Source organism: Cryobacterium sp. Hh11, assembly GCF_004404045.1.
Taxonomy (GTDB): Bacteria; Actinomycetota; Actinomycetes; order Actinomycetales; family Microbacteriaceae; genus Cryobacterium; species Cryobacterium levicorallinum.
In genome coordinates this window covers 158,157-181,118 of the sequence record NZ_SOHF01000015.1, presented here as the reverse complement: position 1 = coordinate 181,118, position 22,962 = coordinate 158,157, and the positions used below count along the sequence as shown (strand labels likewise).

The following is a 22,962-nucleotide window of genomic DNA, read 5'->3' as shown; positions in this document are numbered from 1 at the left end:
CTGCAAAAGGACGGTCAGTGCCCCATGCCGAGGCCGCCGTCGACGGGAATGACCGCACCGGAAATGTAGCCGGCATCATCGCCGGCCAGCCAGCTGACGACGCGCGCAACCTCGCTCGGCGTGGCGAACCGGCCGGCTGGAATATTGCGTTTGTAGTCGGCCTGCTGCGCTTCGGGCAGGGCAGCGGTCATATCGGTTTCGATAAAGCCGGGAGCGACCACGTTCGCGGTGATTCCGCGGGCCCCGAGTTCGCGGGTGACCGAGCGGGCCAGGCCGATCAGGCCGCTCTTCGACGCCGAGTAATTCACCTGCCCGGCCGAGCCGTACAGGCCGACGACGCTGGAGATCAGCACGATGCGCCCGAATCGGGCCTTGAGCATCCCCTTGCTCGCGCGCTTGACCACGCGAAAGGCACCACTGAGGTTGGTGTCGATAACGGCGGTGAAATCATCCTCTGACATGCGCATGAGCAGGGTATCGCGGGTGATTCCGGCATTGGCCACGACAACCTCGACCGGGCCGTAGGTCGCTTCGATCTCGGTGAAGGCGGCGTCAATGGATGCGGCGTCTGTCACGTCGGCCCGCACTGTGAGGCTGCCGGACGGTCCATGACCGGAGCGGGACGTCACGGCAACCCGATGTCCCTGGGCCAGAAACTCCTCAGCGATGGCGAAGCCGATTCCACGGTTGCCGCCGGTGACGAGCACTGTTCGAGTCGTTGTCATGATGTTCCTGTCCTGGTGCGCTGGGTATCGTAAATCGGGTTCAAGGAAACACCCGGCAAATTCAAGTTTAAGGCGTGCCACAAAGTCGCCGGGCAGACGTAGTCTTGAAGAGGTGGAGTTTCCACCGTAGACGAACCCGATGGACCTATGAAGCAGCAGTCGATCACCTCCCTCCCCGCCTCCCCCGAGGTTGAACGCCGCAACCGAATGATCAAATACTCGATTGCTATGGGAGTGCGTGTCATCTGCATTGTGCTCATGCTCTTCGTACAAGGTTGGTGGCTCGTGGTCTGCGCGCTCGGCGCTATTCTGCTGCCGTACTTTGCTGTCGTGGTCGCGACCGTGAAAATTTCTCCTCCGGCAGCAGAAGTGCTCCGGCCCGGCGGCGTCGAGCTCTACCGCGGCAACGACGAGGTCAAGTGAGTGCGGACGCGGTTGCTGGCGGCAGTCCGATGATAGGCCTGGGTCGACCTCTGGAATCTACGACTTGTTCGCGGGCGGACTGCCGCGCTGCAGGAGGGTGGCGGCTGGACTGGCGCAACCCGCGCATCCACTCTGCTGATCGGGTGAAAACCTGGCTGGCCTGCGACGAACACGTGGACTACCTGCGCGAATTCCTGGCCGCACGGGACTTTCCGCTGACGGTGAGCGCACTCGAGACGTGCACGCCCGACTCCTCCGGAGCCCAGCGATGACGGGCTGGAAGTTCGCCTTCAGCCGCCGCTGGGCCGGATATCTCGTGCTGACCATGCTGTTCGCCGCAGTCTGCGCCGGGCTGGGGTTCTGGCAGCTGGCCCGCCGCGATGAGGCACTGACCGAGCTGTTCAAGATTGATTCCAACTTCGACTCGAACCCGGTGCCCGTCGCCGAGGCTCTTGAAGACCCGGCCGCCTTCGACGAATCGCAAAAGTGGATGCCGGTGGAACTGACCGGAACCTACCTCACCGCTGACGAGATGCTCGCGCGCAACCGCCCGCTCAACGTGAACCCGGGCTTCGAAGTACTGACCCCATTGCTGCTTACCGACGGCACGATCTTTATCGTCAACCGCGGCTGGCTGCCCACCGGGCAGGAACAGGATGCTCCTGACACCGTTCCGGCGGCGCCCTCCGGAACGGTCACCGTGGTGGCCCGGCTCAAGGCCAGCGAACCCGATCTGCCCGGCCGCACGGCCAGCGGCAACCAGGTCGCGACCATCAACCTCACTACCATCGCCGAACGACTCAATGCCCCGACCTATACCGGCGCGTACGGCCTGATGGACACCGAGAGCCCCGCGGCGACCGAGAAGCGCCCGGCCGCCGTGCTGAAACCGATCCGCGATGAGGGCCCACACCTGTCCTATGCGTTCCAGTGGTTCGTATTCGGGCTACTCGCCTTCATCGGACTCGGCTGGGCCCTGCGCGAAGAATACCGCAGCGTCAATGCTGAGGACCCCGAGGAGCGCGAACGCGCCGAGGAACGCGCCCGCAAGCGCGCGGCGAAGCCACGCAATGATGCCGAGATTGAAGACGAGCTGCTCGACCGGCAACGGGGCTAGCCACCTCTACTCTCGAGCTGGTCCACTTCGCTGGTCGAGCCCGCCGAGACGGCTCCTCAGGCGACGGCGCGGTGGTTCTGCCGAGCCTCGGTCGCCTCGTCGAGGAGACCGCGGTACACCCGAACCAGCGACGCTGCCGAACGGTTCCAATCCAGGCCGAGGGCATGCTTGCGAGCAGCCAGCGACAGTTCGCGTGCCAGGGTCGGATCGGACAGGATCTGCGCCATCGCGTCGGCCCAGACCCGCGGTTCGCGGGATTCCAGGACCAGTCCGGTGATCCCATCGACAACTGCTTCACGCAGGCCACCGGCCGCCGAAGCGACGACGGGCACACCGCTCGCGGCCGCTTCCAGTGCCACCAGACCGTATGTTTCCGAGTGCGAAGGCACGAGCACCAGGCGCGCACCGCGAAACAGTTCAGCCAGGTGCGCATGGGACTGCGGCCCAACAAAGCGGATACCGGACAGACCGGCCCGTTCGGCGAGCTGATGTAGCTCCTCAACGTAACCGGAGTAGTCGACCGAGGCATCACCGGCAACAACTAGGTCGGGACGCAGGCCCGCCGGCAGTGCCGCGATGGCCTGAATCGCCAGATCAAGGCCCTTCAACGGCTGCAAACGCGCGGCGACGACGGCGTAACCGCGGTCGTCCGCGCTGCCGGCGGGCTGGCGTGAGGGTGAAAACAGGTTGCTGTCCACCCCCGGGAGCACGATGCTGGTTCGGCTCGCCGAGCCGCCGAGCCGCCCGGAAATCGTGGCGGCCTCCGCCGCACTGATCGCCACCAGCGCGTCGGACTCCCGCGCCAGCCGCGCTTCTCCGCGCATCCGTCCCGGTGATTCGGCGCGTTCTCCGGCCGAAAGCGGAGACGCATCATCCGCTGCAATGCTATGGAAACTCTGAACGTGCGGGACGCCCCAGTTGCGGGCGACCGGAAGCGCTGCCATGCCGGAAAACCAGTGATGCGAGTGGATGATGTCGACCGGCTCGAGAGCGTTGAGCCGGTCGGAGAACTCATCGATATAGTTCTCGTGCGTGCCCTTGGACAGCGCTCGGTCGGGCCCGGCGGCCAGAAACCGCAGCGTGAGGCCCTCGGCCAGCTGTTGCGATTCGGGCTGATCCGCCGCTGACCGCCGAGTCAGAATCGTCACACGGTGACCAAGGGCGGCCAGCTGCTCGGCCTGATGCCGCACGACGACGTTCATACCGCCGGCATCGCCGGAGCCAGGGTCCGTGCCCGGCGAGGTGTGCAGGCAGACCAGCGCGATGCGCAGTGGCGTTCTCATCGATATCACGCTCTAGTCCTTTTGCCTGGGTCACCGACGGGTGACCGGGTCACGGAGTTGCTTAAGACAGCTCGATCAGGTCGAGGTAGTCCTTGTTCCAGTGGTCCTCTGTGCCCTCGGGCATGATCAGGACGCGCTCGGGGTTGAGGGCTTGCACGGCGCCCTCATCGTGGCTGACCAGAACGACGGCGCCGGCGTAGTGGGCGAGGGCGTCGAGGATCTCTTCGCGGCTGGCCGGGTCGAGGTTGTTAGTGGGCTCATCGAGCAGCAGCACGTTGGCACCGGAGACCACGATCATGGCCAGGGCCAGCCGGGTCTTCTCGCCACCGGAGAGTACGCCGGCCGGCTTGTTCGAGTCATCGCCGGTGAACAGGAACGAACCGAGCACCCGACGTGCTTCCATCTCGGTGATGCTCGGCGAGGAGGAGACCATGTTCTCGAGCACCGAACGCTTCACGTCGATGGTTTCGTGTTCCTGGGCGTAGTAACCAATGCGCAAACCGTGACCGGGTTCGATGGAACCGGTGTCGGATTCATCAACGCCGGCGAGCATGCGCAGCAGGGTGGTCTTTCCGGCACCGTTGAGGCCAAGGATGACGACCTTGGATCCACGGTCGATCGCGAGGTCGACCGCGGTGAAGATTTCGAGGGAACCATAGCTCTTCGAGAGGTCCTTGGCCATAAGCGGTGTGCGACCACACGGCGCTGGCTCGGGGAAGCGCAGTTTGGCAACGCGTTCAACGGCACGCACGGCGTCGAGGCCGGAGAGCAGCTTCTCGGCCCGGGCCACCATTTGGTGGGCTGCGGCGGCCTTGCTGGCCTTGGCCCCGAACTTCGCGGCCTGCAGCTGCAGGGTCGAGGCCTTCTTCTCGGCGTTCGAGCGTTCCTTCTTGCGGCGGTCGGCATCCGCTGTGCGCTGGAGGAGATAGTTCTTCCAGTTCATGTTGTAGATGTCGATCATCATGCGGTTCGCATCGAGGTAGAAGACCCGGTTCACCGTTTCGCCGACGAGTTCAATGTCGTGGCTGATGATGATGCAGCCGCCCTTGTAGTTCTTGACGAACTCGCGCAGCCACGCCACCGAGTCGGCGTCGAGGTGGTTGGTGGGCTCGTCGAGGATCATCATCTCGGCGGCCGAGAACAGGATGCGAGCGAGTTCGATGCGACGACGCTGGCCACCGGAGAGGGTGCTCAAAGCCTGGTCGAGAATGTGGTCCGGCAGTTTCAGGTTGCTGGCAATGGATGCGGCTTCGGCTTCGGCGGCGTAGCCGCCAAGGCCGTTGAACTCATCGGTCAAACGCCCGTACTTCTTCATGGCGGCGGCGGCGATCTTGGGATCGGGATCGGCCATGGCCATGCTGGACTCCTGCATGCCCAGGGCAATGGTGCCGAGGCCGCGGGCGTCCAGAATGCGCGTACGGGCAAGCATGCTCGGGTCGCCCGCGCGCGGGTCCTGCGGCAGGTAGCCGATCTCGCCGGAGTGGCTGATCGAACCCTTGGTCGGGTTTGTCTCCCCGGCGAGGGTCTTCGTCAGCGTCGTCTTGCCGGCACCGTTACGGCCGACGAGGCCGATCTTGTCGCCGCTCGCGACGCGGAAGTTGACGCCCTCCATGAGCACGCGGGCTCCAACGCGGATTTCGAGATCTTGCACGTTGAGCACAGCAATAGTCCATTCGAAGTGTTTGTACGGGTGTGAAGTGTGGGTGGGCCAGAGCGGTCCAACTCACTAGTATATTTGCCCTCAGGCTGTGCTCGGCACACGGCGCCTACAGCAGGGACGCCAGAAGCGACTTTTCCAGCCAATTCAGGTACGCCTCCGTCGACCAGCCGAGGGACAGCACGAGGGTACGAAACGTGTGCGGGTGGGCCAGCGCCCACATCGTCGCGGCCGCCTCGTGGTCGCTGATGCCACCGCGCAGTCCGCGCTTTTCCCGAAGCGCAGCCGCCACTTCGCCGAAGCCGTGCAGCCGGGCAGCATCCCGTTTCTGCTCGAACTCCCCCACGTCCGGATCGACAACGGCCGCTTCGCTGACGATGCGCAGAATGCCCGAGGTGCGCTCATTCACGAGCGCACTTGACCGGGCCAGAATGCGGATGACCTCGGTCGCCGTTCGCGCCTCGGCAATGCGTTCGCGTGTGGCCCCCGATAGCAACGCCGGTGCCCCCGGTTCCGCGGCCACTCGATCAAGAACCGCCGCGAGTAATTCCGCCTTCGACCCCACGGAGTTGTAGATGGTCTGCACCACCACGCCAGCCTCCGCCGCGATCGCCGCGACCGAGGTGCCCACGTATCCGCGCTCGAGCATGAGGCGCCCCGCCGCCATAACAATCTCCGCCCGCGTACTCGCCGCCTGTGCCGCACGCCGCCTCATGGCCCCGTTTTCCCCTGTATCCATACAACTAGCATACCGTTCTACTGAGTAGAAACCTTTTCTAAAGCGGATGTCGTGGTGTGACGCGCCGGGACGGGTCACCTGCTACTGCTCAGACATTGAGGTTTCGGCGCGACCCGAACCAGGCAGACCAAAGGCCCCGCCTGCGGTGCAGGCGGGGCCTTCAAGATAGAACTAGAGCTACATAGCGAAGCCGAGAGCTCGCATCATGTCGCGACCATCGTCGGTGATCTTCTCCGGACCCCACGGCGGCATCCAGACCCAGTTGATGCGGAACTGGTCGACGACGCCATCGAGCGCCTCTGCCGTCTGCTCCTCGATCACGTCGGTCAGCGGGCAGCCGGCCGAGGTGAGCGTCATGTGCACGATGAGCGCGTCATTCTCGTCGTCCCAGCCGAGGTCATAGATGAGTCCAAGGTCGACGACATTGATGCCGAGCTCCGGGTCCATGACGTCCTTGAGAGCCTCTTCGATTTCGTCGAAGCGGGCCGGACTGAGTGTTGAGACCATACGACTAGCCTACGTTCGACGGGACAAGAAAGCGATCGTAGCCTTCGTCCTCGAGGCGGTCGGCGAGCTCGGGGCCGCCCTGTTCGGCGATGCGTCCGTTGACGAAGACGTGCACGAAGTCTGGGTGGATGTAGCGCAGGATGCGCGTGTAGTGCGTGATGAGCAGCAGTCCAAGGCCGGTGTTGGCCTTGGCACGGTTGACTCCCTCGGAGACGACCTTGAGCGCGTCAACGTCGAGGCCGGAGTCGGTCTCGTCGAGTACGGCGAACTTGGGCTTGAGAAGTTCAAGCTGCAGGATCTCGTTGCGCTTCTTCTCGCCACCGGAGAAGCCCTCGTTGACGTTGCGCTCGGCGAAAGCCTTGTCCATTCGCAGGTTGGCCATCGACTCGCGCACATCCTTGATCCAGGTGCGGATCGGCGGGGCTTCGCCCTCGATGGCCGTTTTGGCCGTGCGCAGGAAGTTCGTGACGGTGACTCCGGGGATCTCGACCGGGTATTGCATGGCGAGGAACAGGCCGGCGCGGGCACGGGCATCCACTGTCATCTTGAGAACGTCAGCGCCGTCGAGGAGGATGGAACCGCTCTCGACGTGATACTTGGGGTGGCCGGCGATCGTGTAGGCGAGGGTGGACTTGCCAGAGCCGTTCGGGCCCATGATGGCGTGGATTTCGCCCTCGTTGATGGTGAGGTTGACGCCGCGCAGAATCTGCTTGGTGCCCTGGTCGGTCTCGACGCTGACGTGCAGGTCGATAATTTCAAGAACAGACATGAATGTCTTATCCCTTTCTAAAAATGGCTGGTGAGGCGGTTGCTTTAAGGTGTGACTAGACCGCGACGGTGACGGAAGGATCGACGAAGACAAAGCCGTCGATGAGTTCAACGTTGTAGACCGGGACCGGGTCGTAGGCCGGCAGCGAGAGCGGCTTGCCGGTCGTGAGGGAGAACATCGAACCGTGAGCCCAGCACTCGAGAGTCTGGCCTTCCACGAATCCCTCTGACAGGGAGATATCGCCGTGCGTGCAGGTATCACCGATGGCGAACACATCGCCGGCGGCATCACGCACAAGGGCGATGGCGACCCCGTCGATTTCGACCTTGACGGCCTGGTTTACTTCGAGCTCATCGAGAGCGCAAATCTTCGTCGCGGCCATGCTTAGTCCGTTCCAATAAGTTCGGCTTCGATTGCGAGCTGCAACCGAGCTTCGAGTTCCGGGGAACCGATCTGCTGCACGACCTCGGTGAGGAATCCGCGTACGACGAGCCGACGCGCTTCGTCCTCGGTGATACCGCGAGACTGCAGGTAGAACAGCTGCTCGTCGTCGAAACGTCCGGTGGCACTGGCGTGACCGGCTCCGACGATGTCGCCGGTTTCGATCTCCAGGTTCGGGATGGAATCGGCGCGAGTGCCCTCGCTGAGCACGAGGTTGCGGTTCTGCTCATAGCTGTCGGTACCAGCGGCCTTGTTGCCGATCAGCACGTCGCCGATCCAGACCGTCCGGGCGTCCTGGCCCTGCAGCGCGCCCTTGTAGTTGACTCGGCTGCGGCTCTTCGGAGCGTCGTGGAAGACGTACACCTGCTGCTCAAGGTGCTGACCGGCATCGGCGAAGTAGAGACCGAGTAGCAGCGTGTCGGAGCCGGCTCCGGCCAGACGCACAGACGGGTTCACCCGCACGATGCTGCCACCGAGCGAAACGACGACGTGCTTGAGGCGCGCATCGCGACCAATGGATGCAAAATGGTTGGCCAGGTGCACCGCCGAGTCGTCCCATTCCTGCAGCGAGACGACCGTGAGGTTGGCGGACTCGCCGAGGATGATCTCGACGTTTTCGCTCAGCCGGGCGTCGCCCGTGTTCGCCAGGATGACCGTGGCCTGGCTGAACGGCTTGGCCTCGATGATGGTGTGCGCGCCGCGGGCGGAGTTCCCGAGGGCCGATCGCGTGACCGTGATCTCCTTGGCCTCTTCGCCGCTCACCGTGATGGCGAGGGCGTCCTCGAAAACGCCCCAGGCGTTCGCGGCGGCGCGTTCTTCCGGCAGACCGGCGGTGCCGATGCGGGCATCCGTTCTGGGGACCCACTCGACGGAGACGTCCTCCGACGGGGTGGACGTTATCTCGTAGCGCGAGCCGTCGAGGGTACCGGCGGTGAGATCGGTGAACTTCGCGACGGGCGAGAGCTTCCAGACGGCTTCGCGGCCGGTGACGGTCTCGAAGTCGGCGACGTTGACACTCTTGAAACGATCCGATCGGGTTTGGACCGGCACGTAGCCGAAACGTCCGTCGGAGTGTTTCTTGATTCCGTGCTGACCGGCCGGCAGAACCGACTCGGGCGCGGGTGTGGATGATTCGGGCACAGTTGTTGACGCGCTCTTCGAAAGCGCTGAAGCGGCGGACATTTAGCCGACGGATCCTTCCATGCCCATTTCAATGAGCTTGTTGAGTTCGAGGGCGTACTCCATCGGGAGCTCCCGGGCGATCGGTTCGATGAATCCGCGAACGATCATGGCCATGGCTTCATCTTCGGGCATGCCGCGGCTCATCAGGTAGAAGAGCTGCTCGGCGCTGACCCGGGAGACGGTGGCCTCGTGACCGAGCTGCACATCGTCGACGCGAATGTCGATGGACGGGTAGGTGTCGGAGCGCGACGAGGTATCGACGAGGAGTGCATCGCAGCGCACGGTGTTGGCGGAGTGGTGCGCGGAGGCATCCATTCGAACCTCACCGCGGTATCCGCTGCGCCCGCCTCCGCGAGCGATGGACTTGGAGACGATCGACGACTGCGTGTAGGGAGCCATGTGGATCATCTTGGCGCCGGCATCCTGGTGCTGGCCGGGGCCAGCGAAGGCCACCGAGAGCGTCTCGCCCTTGGCGTGCTCGCCCATCAGGTAGATGGACGGGTACTTCATGGTGACCTTGGAACCGATGTTGCCGTCGATCCACTCCATCGTCGCGCCTTCGCCGGCGGTGGCCCGCTTGGTGACGAGGTTGTAGACGTTGTTCGACCAGTTCTGAATGGTCGTGTACCGAACGCGGGCGTTCTTCTTCACGACGATCTCGACCACGGCGGAGTGCAGCGAATCGGACTTGTAGATCGGGGCCGTGCAGCCCTCGATGTAGTGAACGTAGCTGCCCTCGTCGGCGATGATCAGCGTGCGCTCGAACTGGCCCATGTTCTCGGTATTGATGCGGAAATAGGCCTGGAGGGGAATTTCAACGTGCACGCCCGGGGGGACGTAGACGAAGGATCCGCCGGACCAGACGGCCGTGTTGAGCGCGGCGAACTTGTTGTCGCCGGAGGGAATGATGGTGCCGAAGTACTCCTCGAAGAACTCCGGGTGTTCCTTGAGCGCCGTGTCGGTGTCCATGAAAATGACGCCCTGAGCTTCGAGCTCTTCGTTGATCTGGTGGTAAACGACTTCAGACTCGTACTGGGCGGCGACACCGGAGACGAGGCGCTGACGCTCGGCCTCGGGGATACCGAGCTTCTCGTAGGTGTTCTTAATGTCGTCGGGCAGGTCTTCCCAGGTCTGGGCCTGCTTCTCCGTGGACCGCACGAAGTACTTGATGTTGTCGAAGTCGATCTCGGAGAGGTCGGCGCCCCAGGTGGGCATGGGCTTGCGTTCGAACAGCTGAAGTGCCTTCAGCCGTCGCTGCAGCATCCAATCCGGCTCGGATTTCAGGTTCGAGATGTCAGTGACAACCTCGGGAGAAATACCACGACGAGCGGATGCTCCGGCCTTGTCTGAGTCGGCCCACCCGAATTCGTAGGTGCCGATCCCCTCAAGGTCGGGACGGTCTAGCAGGACATCCGACATATTAACCTCTTCTCTACCCATCACAACCCGGATATTAGTCCGGTCATTCCCACGGTGCCTCCAACGGAGACGGGGGGAACGGGTTGTCTGGACAGCTACGTTGCGTACCTAGAATATTCATGGAGTATCGCGATGAACCCGAGCCCTGCGGCCCGGATTGAATCCCTCGATCGAATGACCGCGGGAAGGATCTCCATGAATATCTCAATTCTACAGGTTGATCGCCGGGATTCGCGTGCTTGCCGGTCTATTCACATTTGGACACGGCACGATCAGAACGCACGGATGATAAGCACGACAGAGAGAGCAGAACCGGTGAATCGGAAAAATCAGGGCTTGTCCAGTGCTATCGGCGCAGGATACCGGGTCGTCAGCCAGAAAATTCACGATTGGTTACCGAGCGCTGTCGACCGACGAATCCGGGTCGTCGCCTGGCTGTCACTCGTGACGGAGATCCTGATCGTCGGAACCGGAGGCGCCGTACGCCTCACCGGTTCAGGACTGGGCTGCCCGACTTGGCCGACCTGTGTCGCCGGATCGCTCGTGCCGACGCCGGAGATGGGCCTGCACGGCGTCATTGAGTTCGGAAACCGCCTGATGACCGGACTGATCGGCATTATTGCGATAGCGGCCGTCGTGCTGCTGTGGCGACTGCGCAGCGAGCGCAAGGATCTGTTCAACCTTGCCGTCATTCTCGGCGTTGGCGTTCTCGCCCAGGCCCTCGTCGGCGGCGTCACCGTGCTGACCGGTCTCAACCCGTTCATCGTCGGATTTCATTTCATGGCCTCGCTGATCATGGTGTGCATCGCCACCGTGCTGGTGCACCGGGTCTACCTCCCGTCGGGGCCGCGCGCCCTCGTCGTTCCGGTCGGCTTCGCCGGGCTCGCCCATGCCACGAGTTTCGTGGTGGCACTGACCGTGGTGATGGGAGTCGTGACCACCGCCTCCGGACCGCATTCGGGTGACGCCGAGGCTGGTCGCACTGGGTTCAACGCTGAATTGCTCGAGCACCTGCATGCCTGGCCGGGCTACGCGACGCTGGTCCTGACGATCGTGCTGCTCGCGGCATCCGTTCGAGGCAAGCTGCCCGTGCGTAAATTCGTCGTCACGTTACTCGTGGTCGAGCTTGTCCAGATTGTGGTCGGCCTGCTGCAGGCAAACCTGGGTCTGCCGCCGGTGCTCGTCGGGCTGCACATGGTGCTCGCCTGCGTGCTCGCCGCGGCGATGACCGCCGTCGTGCTGAACCTCAAGGCTCCGACCACCCTCACGGACCGGGTACCCGAAACGATGCACGAGCGCGCTCGCAGCTAACTGAACACGATCGAGAGTCGCGAGACGACACCTTCGCCCCACGGACACGCCCTGGCACGGGCGAGACGACATATTCGGCCCCGTGAGCTGCTGTAGATGGGCCGAATACGTCATCTCACACGCATGAAGGAGCCGAAGAAGGCACCTCACGGCGCAGCGCAAATACCCCGATCGGAAATTGCCGCGCGGCACTCCCCCGGCGGTGGCCTCCGGTGTATTCTCCAGACATGCACCTCGCGCCGGGAGCCAAGTCGAAGCCGCCAGACGACGCGGCGCGCCTCGCCCTGTTCGGACCGCCGGTGTTCGGCTTCGTGCCGCAACGGCGCATTCAGGAACGCGGCTGGAGTTGGTACGGCAATCACGGTCGCACACTCGAAGCGCAGGCCCATTACTGGCTCGCCGATCCCGCGGAAATTTCTGGTTCGAGGATTCGCCGGCCGGCCCGATCGGCATCGCCGAATTGCGCGGATTCGTCTTCACTGACGTGCCGGGTTCAACAAATCGGGGCGGAGACCCCATTCGTGATGCACTCAACCAACACTTGCAATACATCGTGATGAACCATGCCAAGAATCCCTATGAGTTCGGGTCTGAACTCTGGGCCGGACGGCACACGCAGCAGCAGGCGGAGATCGAGCTAGCGCTGGCGCACCGATCGAACCTGATCGTCGACGACACGGCCCTGCCGGCCATCACCGTGACGGCCTCCGATTTCACAGGTACGGCGATGGTCGTGGCCGGACGCGTGGTGACCGTCGTGATTCACGCGGCCGATGTCGGCAAGATCGACACCCGCCTCACCCGCCGGGTCTAGCGCGGGCTGAGGCTGGTCCCGATTAGAACGGCAGCAGCGGGTCGATTCCGACGGCCACGAACAGCAGGGTCAGGTAGGCGATCGAGCCGTGGAAGACGCGCATCGGCGATACATGCTCGTGCCGGATGGCCAGGCTGTACAGGCGGTGCGTCTCGTAGATGAACCAGCCGCCGGTGACGAGCGCGACGAAGGTGTACAGCAGCCCCATGTCGGCGATCGGGATCAGCAGCAGCGAGCAGGCGACGGTGGCCCAGGCGTACAGGATGACCTGCAGTCCCACCTGGGCACGGCCACGCACCACGGCGAGCATCGGCACGCCGGCGGCCTGGTAGTCGGCGCGGTACTTCATCGACAGCGGCCAGTAGTGCGGCGGCGTCCACAGAAAGATGATCATGAACAGAATGACCGGCGGCCAGGACAGGTCGCCAGTCACGGCGGCCCAACCGATCAGCACGGGCATGCACCCGGCCACACCGCCCCAGACGATGTTCTGCGGGGTGCGACGCTTGAGAATGATCGTGTAAAAGACGACGTAGAGCAAAATGGCACCGAACGACAGTGCGGCGGCGAGCCAGTTGGTCAGCAGTCCCAGCCAGAGAATGGATGCCGCGCCTAACGCCCACGCAAAGATCAAGGCTTCCCGGTCACTCAGCTCACCGGTGACGAGCGGACGGTTCTTCGTGCGCTTCATCAGGCGGTCGATATCGCGATCGAGGTAGCAGTTGAACGCTCCAGCGGAACCAGCACTGAGGGCCCCGCCCACGAGGGTTGCCAGGATCAGCCAGAGGCTGGGGATGCCCCGTTCGGCGAGCAGCATCGTGGGTGCGGTTACTACCAGGAGCAATTCGACGACTCGCGGTTTAGTCAGGGAGATATAAGCCTTGAGGGTGCGCTTCACTGTGCGCGGTCCGCTTAGGACCGGGGTCTTCAGGGCGACGTTCATTGTTCCTCTAACGCTAGGCAAGTCTTTTTAGTGTAGGTCACCCACTGCCCCTTCCCGACAATGGACATGTCACGTCATATAGAGCGTCCCGCCGCAAAATTCCCTATACTTATAGTGCTCCCCACAGTGAATCAGTAGTTCGGCGAGCCCCCGGGTGGGAGATGGCGGCAACAGCAGGCCAACTCGCTGGGGGTGACATTTCACTTGCATTCTCGCGTCGGGATGGCGCGGCCCCGCAGTGTGAGACGGTTGCCGACACTTGCACATCTATCAAAGGATGGGTTGAGCTCAACCCGCCTTCGCTTCAATGAAGGGTTACGTGACGTGGCAGCTTTCCAATGGGATTCCATTGACGATCAGGCGGTTAACACCGCACGCATTCTCGCGGCCGACGCCGTTGAAAAGGTTGGGAACGGGCACCCGGGTACAGCGATGAGCCTTGCTCCCGCCGCGTATCTTTTGTTTCAGAAGATCATGCGCCGGGACCCGGCCGACAACGAGTGGATCGGGCGTGACCGTTTCATTCTCTCGGTCGGCCACAGCTCGCTGACCCAGTACGTGCAGTTGTACCTCGGTGGCTACGGCCTCGAGCTTGAAGACCTCAAGGCCCTCCGCACCTGGGGCTCCAAGACCCCCGGCCACCCGGAGTATGGGCACACCGCCGGCGTTGAGATCACCACCGGCCCGCTTGGTCAGGGACTGGCCTCCGCCGTCGGCTTCGCCTACGCCTCACGCTTCGAGCGTGGCCTGTTTGATCCGGATGCCGCCACCGGCGCCAGCCCGTTCGACCACTTCGTCTACGTCATCGCCGGCGACGGCGACCTGCAGGAAGGCATCACGAGCGAGGCATCCTCTCTCGCCGGCCACCAGCAGCTCGGCAACCTGATCGCGATCTACGACAGCAACCAGATCTCCATCGAAGACGACACCAATATCGCCTTCACCGAAGACGTCGCCGCGCGCTACGCCGCTTATGACTGGCACGTGCAGACGGTGAATTGGAAGAAGACGGGCTCCTACGTCGAAGACGTCGCCGAGCTGAACGCGGCCATCGAGGCTGCCCAGAACGAAACCGGCAAGCCCAGCCTGATCATTCTCAAGACGATCATCGGCTGGCCGAGCCCGAAGAAGCAAAACACCGGCAAGATCCACGGTTCCGCGCTCGGTGCCGAAGAGCTCGCCGGAGTCAAGACCGTTCTCGGCTTCGACCCCGAGAAGACCTTCGACGTCGCCCCCGAGGTCATCGCCCACACCCGACTGGCCCTGGAGCGCGGCATCACCGCGCACGCCGAGTGGACCGTGCAGTTCGATGCCTGGGCGACGGCCAACCCGGAGCGCAAGATTCTGCTCGACCGGGTCCTCTCCGGCGATCTGCCCGACGGCGTCGACGAGGCCCTCCCGGTCTTCCCCGGCGGCACCGCGGTATCGACCCGCGCGGCGTCAGGCAAGGTGCTCACCGCCCTCGGCAGCGTCATCCCCGAACTGTGGGGCGGCTCAGCCGACCTTGCCGAATCCAACAACACCACCATCGGCGGCGCTGCCTCGTTTATTCCGAGCGAGCACTCCACCGGTGAATGGTCGGGCAACGAGTACGGACGGGTGCTGCACTTCGGCATTCGCGAGCACGCCATGGCCGCCATTCTCAACGGCATCGTGCTGCACGGCAACACCCGCCCGTTCGGCGGCACCTTCCTCATCTTCAGCGACTACATGCGCCCCGCGGTGCGTCTGGCCGCACTGATGAAGGCTCCGTCGATCTTCGTCTGGACCCACGACTCCGTCGCCCTCGGCGAAGACGGCCCGACCCACCAGCCGATCGAACAACTCGCAACCCTGCGCGCCATTCCCGGACTCGACGTGGTTCGCCCCGGCGACGCCAACGAAACCGCCTGGGCCTGGAAGACCATTCTGGAACGCCGTAATGGTCCGGCCGGCATCGCGCTGACCCGCCAGAACATTCCGGTCTACGAGCGCGGCGAAGGCGCAGCATCTGACGAGGTCTTCGCCTCGGCGAAGAACGTCGCCCGCGGCGCCTACGTGCTGGCCGAAGCGGCCGGCGGTACCCCGGACGTCATTCTGATCGGCACCGGCTCCGAGGTGCAGCTCGCCGTGGACGCCCGCGCCCAGCTCGCGACCGAGGGCATCAACGCCCGCGTGGTCAGCGCCCCCTGCCTCGAATGGTTCGAAGAGCAGAGCAGCGAGTACCGCGAATCAGTGTTGCCCGCAGCCGTCACCGCACGGGTGTCCGTCGAGGCCGGCCTCGCGCTGACCTGGCGCGGCTACGTCGGCGATGCCGGCCGCAGCATCTCAATCGAGCACTTCGGGGCATCCGCTGATTACCAGACGCTGTTCCGCGAATTCGGAATCACCACTGAAGCAGTCGTCGCCGCCGCCAAGGAATCAATTAACGCAGCGTGACGTTGTCCCGTATGTATCGATCAGTACTGCGGGCCAACATCAGTTGCACCATGCCTCTCCACTGAACCGCTACAGTATCGCTGCCTGACGGCAGCATTTATAGGAGATTTTAGAAATGACTACCCCCTCCCCCCTCGCCCAGCTGTCCGCAGCCGGCGTCAGCATCTGGCTCGACGACCTGTCCCGTGAGCGCATCAATTCCGGCGGTCTGCAGGACCTGATCAAGAACAGCAACGTCGTTGGCGTCACCACCAACCCGACCATCTTCGCCGGAGCCCTCGCCAAGGGCGAGGCCTACACCGACCAGGTAGCGACCCTGGCCGCCGCCGGCACGAACGTCACCGACGCCGTCTTCGCCATCACCACCGATGACGTTGCCGCCGCCTGCGACATCTTCCGCCCGGTCTACGACGCGACCCAGGGCCAGGACGGCCGCGTCTCGATCGAGGTCGAGCCGAGCCTCGCCCGCGATGCAGCCGGCACGGTCGCCGAGGCCCAGCAGCTCTGGAAGAAGGTCAACCGCCCCAACGCGATGATCAAGATTCCCGCGACGGTCGAAGGACTCGAAGCCATCACGGCGACCATCGCCCTGGGTATCAGCGTCAACGTCACCCTGATCTTCAGCCTCGAGCGTCACCGTCAGGTCATCAATGCCTACCTGGCCGGACTCGAGCAGGCCAAGGGCGCCGGCATCGACCTCTCCACCATTCACTCCGTTGCCTCGTTCTTCGTGTCGCGCGTTGACTCCGAGATCAACACCCGCCTCGAAGCCATCGGAACCCCCGAAGCCCTAGCTCTGAAGAGCAAGGCCGGCGTCGCCAACGCGCAGCTTGCTTACCAGGTCTACGAGCAGGCCTTCAGCAGTGAGCGTGCCCTCGGCCTGATTAAGGCCGGCGCCACCAAGCAGCGCCCACTTTGGGCCTCGACCGGCGTCAAGGATGCCAGCTTGCCCGACACCCTGTATGTGACCGAACTGGTTGCCCCGGAGGTCGTCAACACGATGCCCGAGAAGACCATGATGGCTGCAGCGGACCATGGCGTCATCCCGGCCGACTCGGTCACCGGCTCCTACGCCGCTGCCAACGCTGTGCTCGACGCACTGGGAGCGCAGGGCGTCTCGTACGACGACGTCACCCGACTGCTCGAAGAAGAAGGCCTCTCGAAGTTCGAGGTGTCCTGGAACGAACTGCTCGACACCGTGCAGACGGCGCTCACCGCAGCGTCGACAACCGCGGCAGTCTAATGAGCTTTCGCATCTCGGTGAGTGGCTTAGCTGCCGATGCTGTAAGCGCCACCGTACCGACGCTGGTGACGGATCTCGTCGCCTCCGGCGTCACCGGCCTCAACCCGGCGCTGTGGGGGCCGGAGGCGGAAGCCGAGGCCGCACTGCGCCTCGGCTGGACCGAATCCGTCGTGGTGTCCAGGCCGCTCGTGGCCGAGATTCTGGAGTTGCGGGCCACCCTGCAGGCGCGCGGCGTCACCCAGATCGCCCTCGCCGGCATGGGCGGATCGTCGCTCGCCCCCGAGGTCATCACTCGCACGGCTGGCGTGAACCTCACCGTTCTCGACGCGACCGACCCCGGCCAGGTGCTCGCTGCCCTGAACGACAACCTCGTGGGCACCGCTCTCGTGGTGTCGTCGAAGAGCGGCTCGACCGTCGAAACCGACAGCCAGCGCCGCGTGTTTGAGCGCGCGTTTCGTGCCATTGGAATCGATCCAGCCGAACGTATCGTCGTGGTGACCGATCCAGGATCGCCACTCGAGGCATCCGCTCTCGCGGACGGTTATCGCGTCTTCAATGCCGATCCCAACGTGGGCGGTCGCTACTCCGCACTGACCGCGTTCGGCCTCGTACCCTCGGGCCTGGCGGGCGTTGACATCGGTGCGCTTCTCGACGAAGCAGAGTCCATCTCCCTGGCTTTGGCCGTTGACTCCGCAGAGAACCCGGGGCTCGTGCTCGGAGCGGCGATCGCCGCGACCAGCCCGCGCCGCGACAAGCTCGCCATCGTCTCCGACGGCACCCACATTGTGGGCTTCGCCGACTGGGTCGAACAGCTCATCGCCGAATCGACCGGCAAGCTCGGCACCGGCATCCTGCCGGTCGTGCTCGAACTGGATGCCCCGGAACTGACCGAAGCGCTTCCCGATGTGCAACTCGTGCGGGTCGTCGCTGACGCCGGCACCGAGTTGTTCAGCGAAACCGGCGACGAGATCCGCGTCAGCGGAACCCTCGGTGCACAGTTTCTGGTCTGGGAATACGCGACCGTTGTCGCCGGGCGCCTACTCGGTATCAACCCGTTCGACCAGCCAGACGTTGAATCCGCCAAGATCGCGACCCGCGGTCTGCTGGACGCCCGCCCCGCACCGGAACCCGCCGCGTTCATCGCTGACGGTATCGAAGTGCGCGGCACGCCACACGTCATCGGTGCCGCCAGCGACCTCGCCTCGGCCGTTGATGCACTGCTCGAGGAGCTCGGCCCCGACGGTTATGTGGCCGTGCAGGCCTACGTCGACCGGCTGGCACTGCCCGAGCTGGCCGAGGTTCGCAATAAGCTTGCCGCGCTTTCCAAGCGCCCGGTGACCTTCGGCTGGGGACCGCGTTTTCTGCACTCCACCGGTCAGTTCCACAAGGGTGGAACGGCGACCGCCGTCTTCCTGCAGATTCTGACCACACCGGCGGAAGATCTCGACATTCCCGAGCGTCCGTTCACCTTTGGTGAGCTCATCCAGGCACAGGCGAGCGGCGACGCGAGCGTACTCGCTGAGCATGGCCGGCCCGTGCTGACACTAACGCTGACCGACCCCAAGCAGAACATCAGCACGCTGTTCAACGCTTTGGGCTAGGCCCGACCGGGGTTTCTCGCGGACCAATGCCGCGAGAAACCCCACCAGCACGATCCCGTTCTTCGTATTGCCCCTTATCCCTTGCGCTATCCCGTCTGCACTTTTCTTCTGCACTTTTTCCTTAAAGGAGCTGCATGTCCCCGGTGGAAATTACCCCGGAGTTTAATCCGCTCAGGTCGCCGTCCGACTATCGTCTGAATCGAATCGCCGGGCCGTCCAGCCTCGTGATCTTCGGCGTTACCGGTGACCTCGCGCGCAAGAAACTCATGCCCGCGGTCTATGACCTCGCCAACCGGGGGCTGCTGCCGCCCGGCTTTGCCCTGGTGGGCTTCGCCCGCCGCGATTGGGATAACGAGGACTTCATGCAGGTTGTGCATGACGCCGTCAAGGAACACGCTCGCACCGACTTTCACGAGGATGTCTGGGCGCAGCTAGCCGAAGGCATCCGTTTCGTTTCGGGCACTTTTGACGATGACGAGGCGTTCGCTCGATTGACGCAAACCATTGACGAGCTGGACCGAGAACGCGGAACGATGGGCAACCATGCGTTCTACCTCGCCATTCCGCCAAAGGCGTTCCCCCTCGTCACCGAGCAGTTGCGCCGTTCCGGCCTGGCCGAGCAGAAGAACGGCCAGTGGCGTCGTGTCGTCATCGAGAAACCGTTCGGGAGCGACCTGAAAACGGCCCGTGAGCTCAATGATGTCGTCGAGTCGGTCTTTCCACCCGACTCCGTCTTTCGCATCGACCACTACCTCGGCAAGGAGACGGTGCAGAATATTCTGGCGCTGCGATTCGCCAACGAGATGTTCGAACCGCTGTGGAACGCCAACCACGTCGAGCACGTGCAGATCACCATGGCCGAAGACATCGGTGTCGGAGGTCGTGCCGGCTACTACGACGGTATCGGCGCGGCTCGCGACGTGATTCAGAACCACCTACTGCAGCTGCTCGCGCTCACCGCCATGGAAGAGCCGATCTCCTTCGACGCCGCCGACCTGCGCGCGGAGAAAGAAAAGGTGCTCGCCTCGGTGCGGCTCCCCGCCGACCTCGGCCTCGGTACCGCCCGCGGGCAGTACGCCGGCGGCTGGCAGGGCGGCGAAAAGGTCGTCGGTTTTCTCGAAGAAGACGGGATGAACCCGGACTCGGTCACCGAAACCTATGCTGCCATGCGTTTGACGATCGACACCCGACGTTGGGCTGGCGTTCCGTTCTATCTGCGCGCCGGCAAGCGCCTCGGACGTCGCGTGACCGAAATTGCCGTGGTCTTTAAGCGGGCCCCCCAATACCTGTTCGCGCCCGGCCAGACGGCCGAACTCGGACACAATGCCCTCGTGATTCGGGTGCAGCCGGACGAAGGGGTCACCATCCGGTTCGGCTCGAAGGTTCCGGGAGTGGTCATGCAGGTTCGCGACGTGACCATGGACTTCGGCTACGGGCACGCCTTCACCGAGGCCAGCCCTGAGGCCTACGAGCGACTCATCCTTGACGTCCTCCTGGGCGACCCGCCGTTGTTCCCCCGCCATGAAGAGGTCGAGCTGTCCTGGAAGATTCTGGACCCGGTGGAAGAATACTGGGCCACCCAGGGCCAGCCGGAACAATACCGCCCCGGTACCTGGGGCCCCACATCCGCTGACGACCTATTGGCCCGCGACGGCCGCACCTGGAGGCGACCATGATCGTCGATCTGCCCAACACGACCACCGCGAAGATCTCCAAGGCGCTCGTGCGCATCCGCGAGGAGGGTGGCGCGGTCGCCCTCGGCCGAGTGCTGACGCTGATCATCGCCTCCACCCTCGGTCACGAAGAGGAAGCCATTGAAGCCGCCAACGATGCCTCGCGGGAACACCCCATGCGAGTCATCGTTGTGTCGACCCAGGACAACGATGAGACGGATGCGACTGCTCGCGTCGATGCGGAAATTCGCGTCGGCGGGGATGCCGGCGCGAGCGAGGTCATCGTTCTGCGCGTCTACGGTGATGCCGCGAACGATCCGGAAAGCCTGGTCACCGGCCTGCTCTTGTCGGATGCTCCCGTCGTCGCCTGGTGGCCGGGCACCGCGCCGGCCGTTCCCGGCGACTCGCCGCTGGGCCGCATCGCCTATCGGCGGATCACGGATTCCTCTGCCCAGCCGGACCCGCAAGCGGCACTGCACCAGCTGTGCGGCAGTTACCGTCCCGGCGACACCGATTTCGCCTGGACCCGACTGACGCTCTGGCGGGCCCAGTTGGCGGCCGTTCTGGATCAGCCACCCTATGAGCCGATCATCGGGATCCAGGTGACCGGAGCCGCTGCCTCGCCCTCGACCACGCTGCTCGCTGCGTGGTTGCAGATGCAACTGCAGGTGCCCGTGGACTGCGTCCTGACGACGGGACCTCTGGCCAATGGTGTGCACGGTGTGCATCTGACGCGCGCGTCCGGGACCATTTCCCTCGAACGCGAGATTCCCGATATTGCCACCCTCACCCAGCCGGGCCAGCCGCTGCAGGACCTGACGCTCAAGCGTCGCAGCCTGCGCGATTGCCTGGCCGACGAGCTGCGCCGACTCGATCCCGATGAGCTGTATGGTGAGGTGATCACGCGCGGCCTGCCGCAACTCGATGACGTGGTGGCACAAAGAACCGGAGCGTGACCGTGACCAATGAACGACGCGTGCTGCTGCACCAGAACAAGCAAGCGCTGGCCGGGTCGGTCGCTGCACGCTTTCTGACCAACATGGTTGACGTTCTGCACGAACAGGACGAGGCCAACGTCGTGCTCACCGGCGGTTCCGTGGGCATCGCCGTTCTGGCCGCCATCAACGAATCAGCCGCTCGCGACACCATCGACTGGTCCCGGGTGAATTTTTGGTGGGGCGATGATCGTTGGCTTCCCCGCGCCGATCCGGAACGTAACGAGTTGCAGGCGCGCGAAGCACTTTTGGACCACATCGCGGTGCCTGCGGAAAATATTCACGCTTTCGGAGCGTCCGACGACGACGTCGAAGCGGGGACGGATGCCCTCGACGCGGCGTCCGCCCACTATGCGGCGGAGTTGTTGGCTCGGGCCCCCGACGGGGCCCAATACCCTCGTTTTGACGTCACCTTTCTCGGAGTCGGACCCGATGGCCATATCGCGTCGCTCTTCCCGCACCGTTCGGGTATCCGCGAGCGTGAAGCCAGCGTCATCGCCGTGCGTGACTCCCCCAAGCCCCCGGCTGACCGGCTGTCCCTGACTCGGCCCGTGATCAACTCGTCGGATCGCGTCTGGCTGGTGCTGGCCGGATCTGACAAGGCGTCGGCGCTCGGACTGGCTCTCGCCGGAGCCAGCCGCGACGAGGTACCCGCTGCCGGGATCAAGGGCCGCTACCACACCGTGTTTTTCGTGGACAACGACGCAGCAGCCCAAGTGCCGGAAAGCCTGATCGCGGCTGCCTACTAGGCTTTCTGAGGGCATCCGCTGGATCGGATTCCCTGTTGAGCCGTAGAAAACAACAAAAGGCCGGCTCTCGATTTCTCGAGAGCCGGCCTTTTGGGTGGTGCAGATCAGTTCGTAGGTTTGATCAGTTCGTAGGCGACAGCTTGCCCCGACGAACGCGCAACTGGTTGAGCGCTTCTTCAAGGAGCGACTCGGCCTCTTCTTCGGTACGACGTTCCTTGACATAGGCCAAGTGGGTCTTGTAGGGCTCGAGTTTCACGACCGACGGAGGATTCTCCCTGTCCCGGCCAGCGGGAAGCCCCGAAGACGGGCAATCAATCGTCACCGGGATCTCTTCATCGGGCAGGCTCGCAGCAAAGTACCGTACCGTCTCATTGCCCAAAGCATCCCAGTATGAGACCTTGATGCGGTCCGCGTGAAAACCGCGGTCCTGCTCGCCCATGGGCCCCGCGCCTACACGCGAGCCACGAATTGCGCTTCCGCCTGATGCCATCTTGTTCCTCCGTTGACTCGTGCAGTCGTGCGCTGCAGGTTCGAGCTGTGATTGGTGCTACTGCTGTAGACAATGTGCCGTGAAAGCCTGTGCACTACAAAGTGCACCGGAAACCTGAGGGTAACTCCGCACTGGTCTAAAAGTTAAGCCCCAGTGTCAAACTTCGTGATCAATCCGAGAACGACGATGCAGGAGATCCAGAGCAGGCCCAGAATGATCGTGATCCGGTTGAGGTTTCGCTCGGCCACCCCCGACGCTCCCAGGTTGGAAGTCACACCGCCGCCGAACATGTCGGAGAGCCCACCACCCCGCCCCTTGTGCAACAAAATGAGCATGGTGAGCAGGAGGCTCGTAATACCGACGAGCACCTGCATGACGACCTGGAGAATCTCCACACGAAACCTTTCACAAACACGGTGGACGCAACTCTGGCGCCCAGACCATCGTAATTATACCCTTCAGC

The 22,962-nt window shown here is 63.8% G+C and carries 24 protein-coding genes; 12 read left to right on the top strand and 12 right to left on the bottom strand.

The features are described from left to right. Nucleotides 1-14: 14 nt before the first annotated feature. Nucleotides 15-725, bottom strand: a complete 711-nt coding sequence (locus E3T46_RS06265; RefSeq protein ID WP_134471657.1) for a beta-ketoacyl-ACP reductase — start codon at nt 723-725, stop codon at nt 15-17. 147 nt (nt 726-872) lie between these two features. On the opposite strand from E3T46_RS06265, the gene E3T46_RS06260 reads away from it, so the two are divergent. From E3T46_RS06260 to E3T46_RS06250, 3 genes are read left to right on the top strand one after another with little or no spacing between them, the layout of a single operon-like run. Beyond that, nucleotides 873-1,148 carry a DUF3099 domain-containing protein gene (locus E3T46_RS06260; RefSeq protein ID WP_092448567.1) on the top strand — a complete coding sequence of 92 codons (276 nt, stop codon included), beginning with the start codon at nt 873-875 and terminating at the stop codon, nt 1,146-1,148. A gap of 29 nt (nt 1,149-1,177) precedes the next feature. Then, on the top strand, nt 1,178-1,420 hold the full coding sequence (locus E3T46_RS06255) for a hypothetical protein (protein ID WP_134577874.1): 243 nt from the start codon (nt 1,178-1,180) through the stop codon (nt 1,418-1,420). Then, a complete protein-coding gene (locus tag E3T46_RS06250; RefSeq protein WP_134577873.1) occupies nt 1,417-2,265 on the top strand; it encodes an SURF1 family protein in 849 nt (282 codons plus the stop codon). The genes E3T46_RS06255 and E3T46_RS06250 overlap by 4 nt, the downstream gene beginning before the upstream one ends. Nucleotides 2,266-2,321: 56 nt before the next feature. Here E3T46_RS06250 and E3T46_RS06245 read toward each other — a convergent pair whose 3' ends face one another. The 8 genes from E3T46_RS06245 to sufB all read right to left on the bottom strand — a co-directional run bounded on the left by E3T46_RS06245 (nt 2,322) and on the right by sufB (nt 10,262). Next, nucleotides 2,322-3,548: a glycosyltransferase gene (locus E3T46_RS06245; RefSeq protein WP_134577997.1), complete on the bottom strand. Its 1,227-nt coding sequence runs from the start codon at nt 3,546-3,548 to the stop codon at nt 2,322-2,324. 61 nt (nt 3,549-3,609) lie between these two features. After that, entirely contained in the window at nt 3,610-5,208 is a 1,599-nt protein-coding gene (locus tag E3T46_RS06240; RefSeq protein ID WP_134577872.1) for an ABC-F family ATP-binding cassette domain-containing protein, read from the bottom strand. Nucleotides 5,209-5,314: 106 nt separating this feature from the next. Then, the gene (locus E3T46_RS06235) at nt 5,315-5,872 is read right to left on the bottom strand and encodes a TetR/AcrR family transcriptional regulator (RefSeq protein ID WP_158251654.1); all 558 of its coding nucleotides are present in this window, start codon (nt 5,870-5,872) and stop codon (nt 5,315-5,317) included. 249 nt (nt 5,873-6,121) lie between these two features. After that, the gene (locus E3T46_RS06230) at nt 6,122-6,451 is read right to left on the bottom strand and encodes a metal-sulfur cluster assembly factor (protein WP_092448561.1); all 330 of its coding nucleotides are present in this window, start codon (nt 6,449-6,451) and stop codon (nt 6,122-6,124) included. 4 nt (nt 6,452-6,455) lie between these two features. Beyond that, on the bottom strand, nt 6,456-7,220 hold the full coding sequence (sufC, locus tag E3T46_RS06225; protein WP_134577870.1) for a Fe-S cluster assembly ATPase SufC: 765 nt from the start codon (nt 7,218-7,220) through the stop codon (nt 6,456-6,458). Nucleotides 7,221-7,275: 55 nt separating this feature from the next. Next, nucleotides 7,276-7,602, bottom strand: a complete 327-nt coding sequence (locus E3T46_RS06220; RefSeq protein ID WP_092340113.1) for a non-heme iron oxygenase ferredoxin subunit — start codon at nt 7,600-7,602, stop codon at nt 7,276-7,278. Nucleotides 7,603-7,604: 2 nt separating this feature from the next. Further along, nucleotides 7,605-8,843, bottom strand: coding sequence for a Fe-S cluster assembly protein SufD (sufD, locus tag E3T46_RS06215; protein WP_134577869.1), 1,239 nt, complete (start codon nt 8,841-8,843; stop codon nt 7,605-7,607). Then, on the bottom strand, nt 8,844-10,262 hold the full coding sequence (sufB, locus tag E3T46_RS06210; RefSeq protein WP_092448558.1) for a Fe-S cluster assembly protein SufB: 1,419 nt from the start codon (nt 10,260-10,262) through the stop codon (nt 8,844-8,846). A gap of 336 nt (nt 10,263-10,598) precedes the next feature. Between sufB and E3T46_RS06205 the strand changes: the two genes are divergently transcribed. From E3T46_RS06205 to E3T46_RS06195, 3 genes are all read left to right on the top strand, one after another. After that, nucleotides 10,599-11,573, top strand: a complete 975-nt coding sequence (locus tag E3T46_RS06205; RefSeq protein WP_241980489.1) for a COX15/CtaA family protein — start codon at nt 10,599-10,601, stop codon at nt 11,571-11,573. Between the two features lie 227 nt (nt 11,574-11,800). Beyond that, the gene (locus tag E3T46_RS06200; protein ID WP_134577867.1) at nt 11,801-12,130 is read left to right on the top strand and encodes a hypothetical protein; all 330 of its coding nucleotides are present in this window, start codon (nt 11,801-11,803) and stop codon (nt 12,128-12,130) included. Further along, nucleotides 12,127-12,387 (top strand): hypothetical protein, encoded by a 261-nt coding sequence (locus tag E3T46_RS06195; protein ID WP_134577866.1) that lies wholly within the window; start codon nt 12,127-12,129, stop codon nt 12,385-12,387. Before E3T46_RS06200 ends, E3T46_RS06195 begins: the two co-directional genes overlap by 4 nt. Nucleotides 12,388-12,409: 22 nt before the next feature. Here the strand turns inward: E3T46_RS06195 and E3T46_RS06190 are convergent, their stop codons facing one another. Beyond that, complete coding sequence (locus E3T46_RS06190) at nt 12,410-13,330, bottom strand: heme o synthase (protein ID WP_092448555.1); 921 nt, start codon at nt 13,328-13,330, stop codon at nt 12,410-12,412. Nucleotides 13,331-13,654: 324 nt separating this feature from the next. Here E3T46_RS06190 and tkt point away from each other — a divergent pair, with 324 nt between their 5' ends. The 6 genes from tkt to pgl all read left to right on the top strand — a co-directional run bounded on the left by tkt (nt 13,655) and on the right by pgl (nt 22,009). Beyond that, nucleotides 13,655-15,748, top strand: a complete 2,094-nt coding sequence (gene tkt / locus E3T46_RS06185; RefSeq protein ID WP_134577865.1) for a transketolase — start codon at nt 13,655-13,657, stop codon at nt 15,746-15,748. A 115-nt stretch (nt 15,749-15,863) separates the two neighbouring features. Beyond that, a complete protein-coding gene (gene tal / locus E3T46_RS06180; RefSeq protein WP_134577864.1) occupies nt 15,864-16,991 on the top strand; it encodes a transaldolase in 1,128 nt (375 codons plus the stop codon). Next, a complete protein-coding gene (locus E3T46_RS06175; RefSeq protein ID WP_134577863.1) occupies nt 16,991-18,592 on the top strand; it encodes a glucose-6-phosphate isomerase in 1,602 nt (533 codons plus the stop codon). The genes tal and E3T46_RS06175 overlap by 1 nt, the downstream gene beginning before the upstream one ends. Nucleotides 18,593-18,726: 134 nt before the next feature. After that, the gene (zwf, locus tag E3T46_RS06170; RefSeq protein ID WP_134442123.1) at nt 18,727-20,268 is read left to right on the top strand and encodes a glucose-6-phosphate dehydrogenase; all 1,542 of its coding nucleotides are present in this window, start codon (nt 18,727-18,729) and stop codon (nt 20,266-20,268) included. Beyond that, nucleotides 20,265-21,221, top strand: coding sequence for a glucose-6-phosphate dehydrogenase assembly protein OpcA (locus E3T46_RS06165; protein WP_134577862.1), 957 nt, complete (start codon nt 20,265-20,267; stop codon nt 21,219-21,221). The genes zwf and E3T46_RS06165 overlap by 4 nt, the downstream gene beginning before the upstream one ends. Nucleotides 21,222-21,223: 2 nt before the next feature. Beyond that, the gene (pgl, locus tag E3T46_RS06160; protein ID WP_134577996.1) at nt 21,224-22,009 is read left to right on the top strand and encodes a 6-phosphogluconolactonase; all 786 of its coding nucleotides are present in this window, start codon (nt 21,224-21,226) and stop codon (nt 22,007-22,009) included. 121 nt (nt 22,010-22,130) lie between these two features. Here the strand turns inward: pgl and E3T46_RS06155 are convergent, their stop codons facing one another. Continuing rightward, nucleotides 22,131-22,499, bottom strand: coding sequence for an RNA polymerase-binding protein RbpA (locus E3T46_RS06155; protein WP_134577861.1), 369 nt, complete (start codon nt 22,497-22,499; stop codon nt 22,131-22,133). 143 nt (nt 22,500-22,642) lie between these two features. Then, a complete protein-coding gene (secG, locus tag E3T46_RS06150; protein WP_092107845.1) occupies nt 22,643-22,894 on the bottom strand; it encodes a preprotein translocase subunit SecG in 252 nt (83 codons plus the stop codon). Nucleotides 22,895-22,962 lie beyond the last annotated feature (68 nt).

Coding starts and splice junctions, on each gene's coding strand:
- E3T46_RS06265 (WP_134471657.1), bottom strand. CDS start 725: ATGACAACGACTCGAACAGTGCTCGTCACCGGCGGCAACCGTGGAATC.
- E3T46_RS06260 (WP_092448567.1), top strand. CDS start 873: ATGAAGCAGCAGTCGATCACCTCCCTCCCCGCCTCCCCCGAGGTTGAA.
- E3T46_RS06255 (WP_134577874.1), top strand. CDS start 1,178: ATGATAGGCCTGGGTCGACCTCTGGAATCTACGACTTGTTCGCGGGCG.
- E3T46_RS06250 (WP_134577873.1), top strand. CDS start 1,417: ATGACGGGCTGGAAGTTCGCCTTCAGCCGCCGCTGGGCCGGATATCTC.
- E3T46_RS06245 (WP_134577997.1), bottom strand. CDS start 3,548: ATGAGAACGCCACTGCGCATCGCGCTGGTCTGCCTGCACACCTCGCCG.
- E3T46_RS06235 (WP_158251654.1), bottom strand. CDS start 5,872: ATGGCGGCGGGGCGCCTCATGCTCGAGCGCGGATACGTGGGCACCTCG.
- E3T46_RS06230 (WP_092448561.1), bottom strand. CDS start 6,451: ATGGTCTCAACACTCAGTCCGGCCCGCTTCGACGAAATCGAAGAGGCT.
- sufC (WP_134577870.1), bottom strand. CDS start 7,220: ATGTCTGTTCTTGAAATTATCGACCTGCACGTCAGCGTCGAGACCGAC.
- E3T46_RS06220 (WP_092340113.1), bottom strand. CDS start 7,602: ATGGCCGCGACGAAGATTTGCGCTCTCGATGAGCTCGAAGTAAACCAG.
- sufD (WP_134577869.1), bottom strand. CDS start 8,843: ATGTCCGCCGCTTCAGCGCTTTCGAAGAGCGCGTCAACAACTGTGCCC.
- sufB (WP_092448558.1), bottom strand. CDS start 10,262: ATGTCGGATGTCCTGCTAGACCGTCCCGACCTTGAGGGGATCGGCACC.
- E3T46_RS06200 (WP_134577867.1), top strand. CDS start 11,801: ATGCACCTCGCGCCGGGAGCCAAGTCGAAGCCGCCAGACGACGCGGCG.
- E3T46_RS06190 (WP_092448555.1), bottom strand. CDS start 13,330: ATGAACGTCGCCCTGAAGACCCCGGTCCTAAGCGGACCGCGCACAGTG.
- tal (WP_134577864.1), top strand. CDS start 15,864: ATGACTACCCCCTCCCCCCTCGCCCAGCTGTCCGCAGCCGGCGTCAGC.
- E3T46_RS06175 (WP_134577863.1), top strand. CDS start 16,991: ATGAGCTTTCGCATCTCGGTGAGTGGCTTAGCTGCCGATGCTGTAAGC.
- zwf (WP_134442123.1), top strand. CDS start 18,727: ATGTCCCCGGTGGAAATTACCCCGGAGTTTAATCCGCTCAGGTCGCCG.
- E3T46_RS06165 (WP_134577862.1), top strand. CDS start 20,265: ATGATCGTCGATCTGCCCAACACGACCACCGCGAAGATCTCCAAGGCG.
- E3T46_RS06155 (WP_134577861.1), bottom strand. CDS start 22,499: ATGGCATCAGGCGGAAGCGCAATTCGTGGCTCGCGTGTAGGCGCGGGG.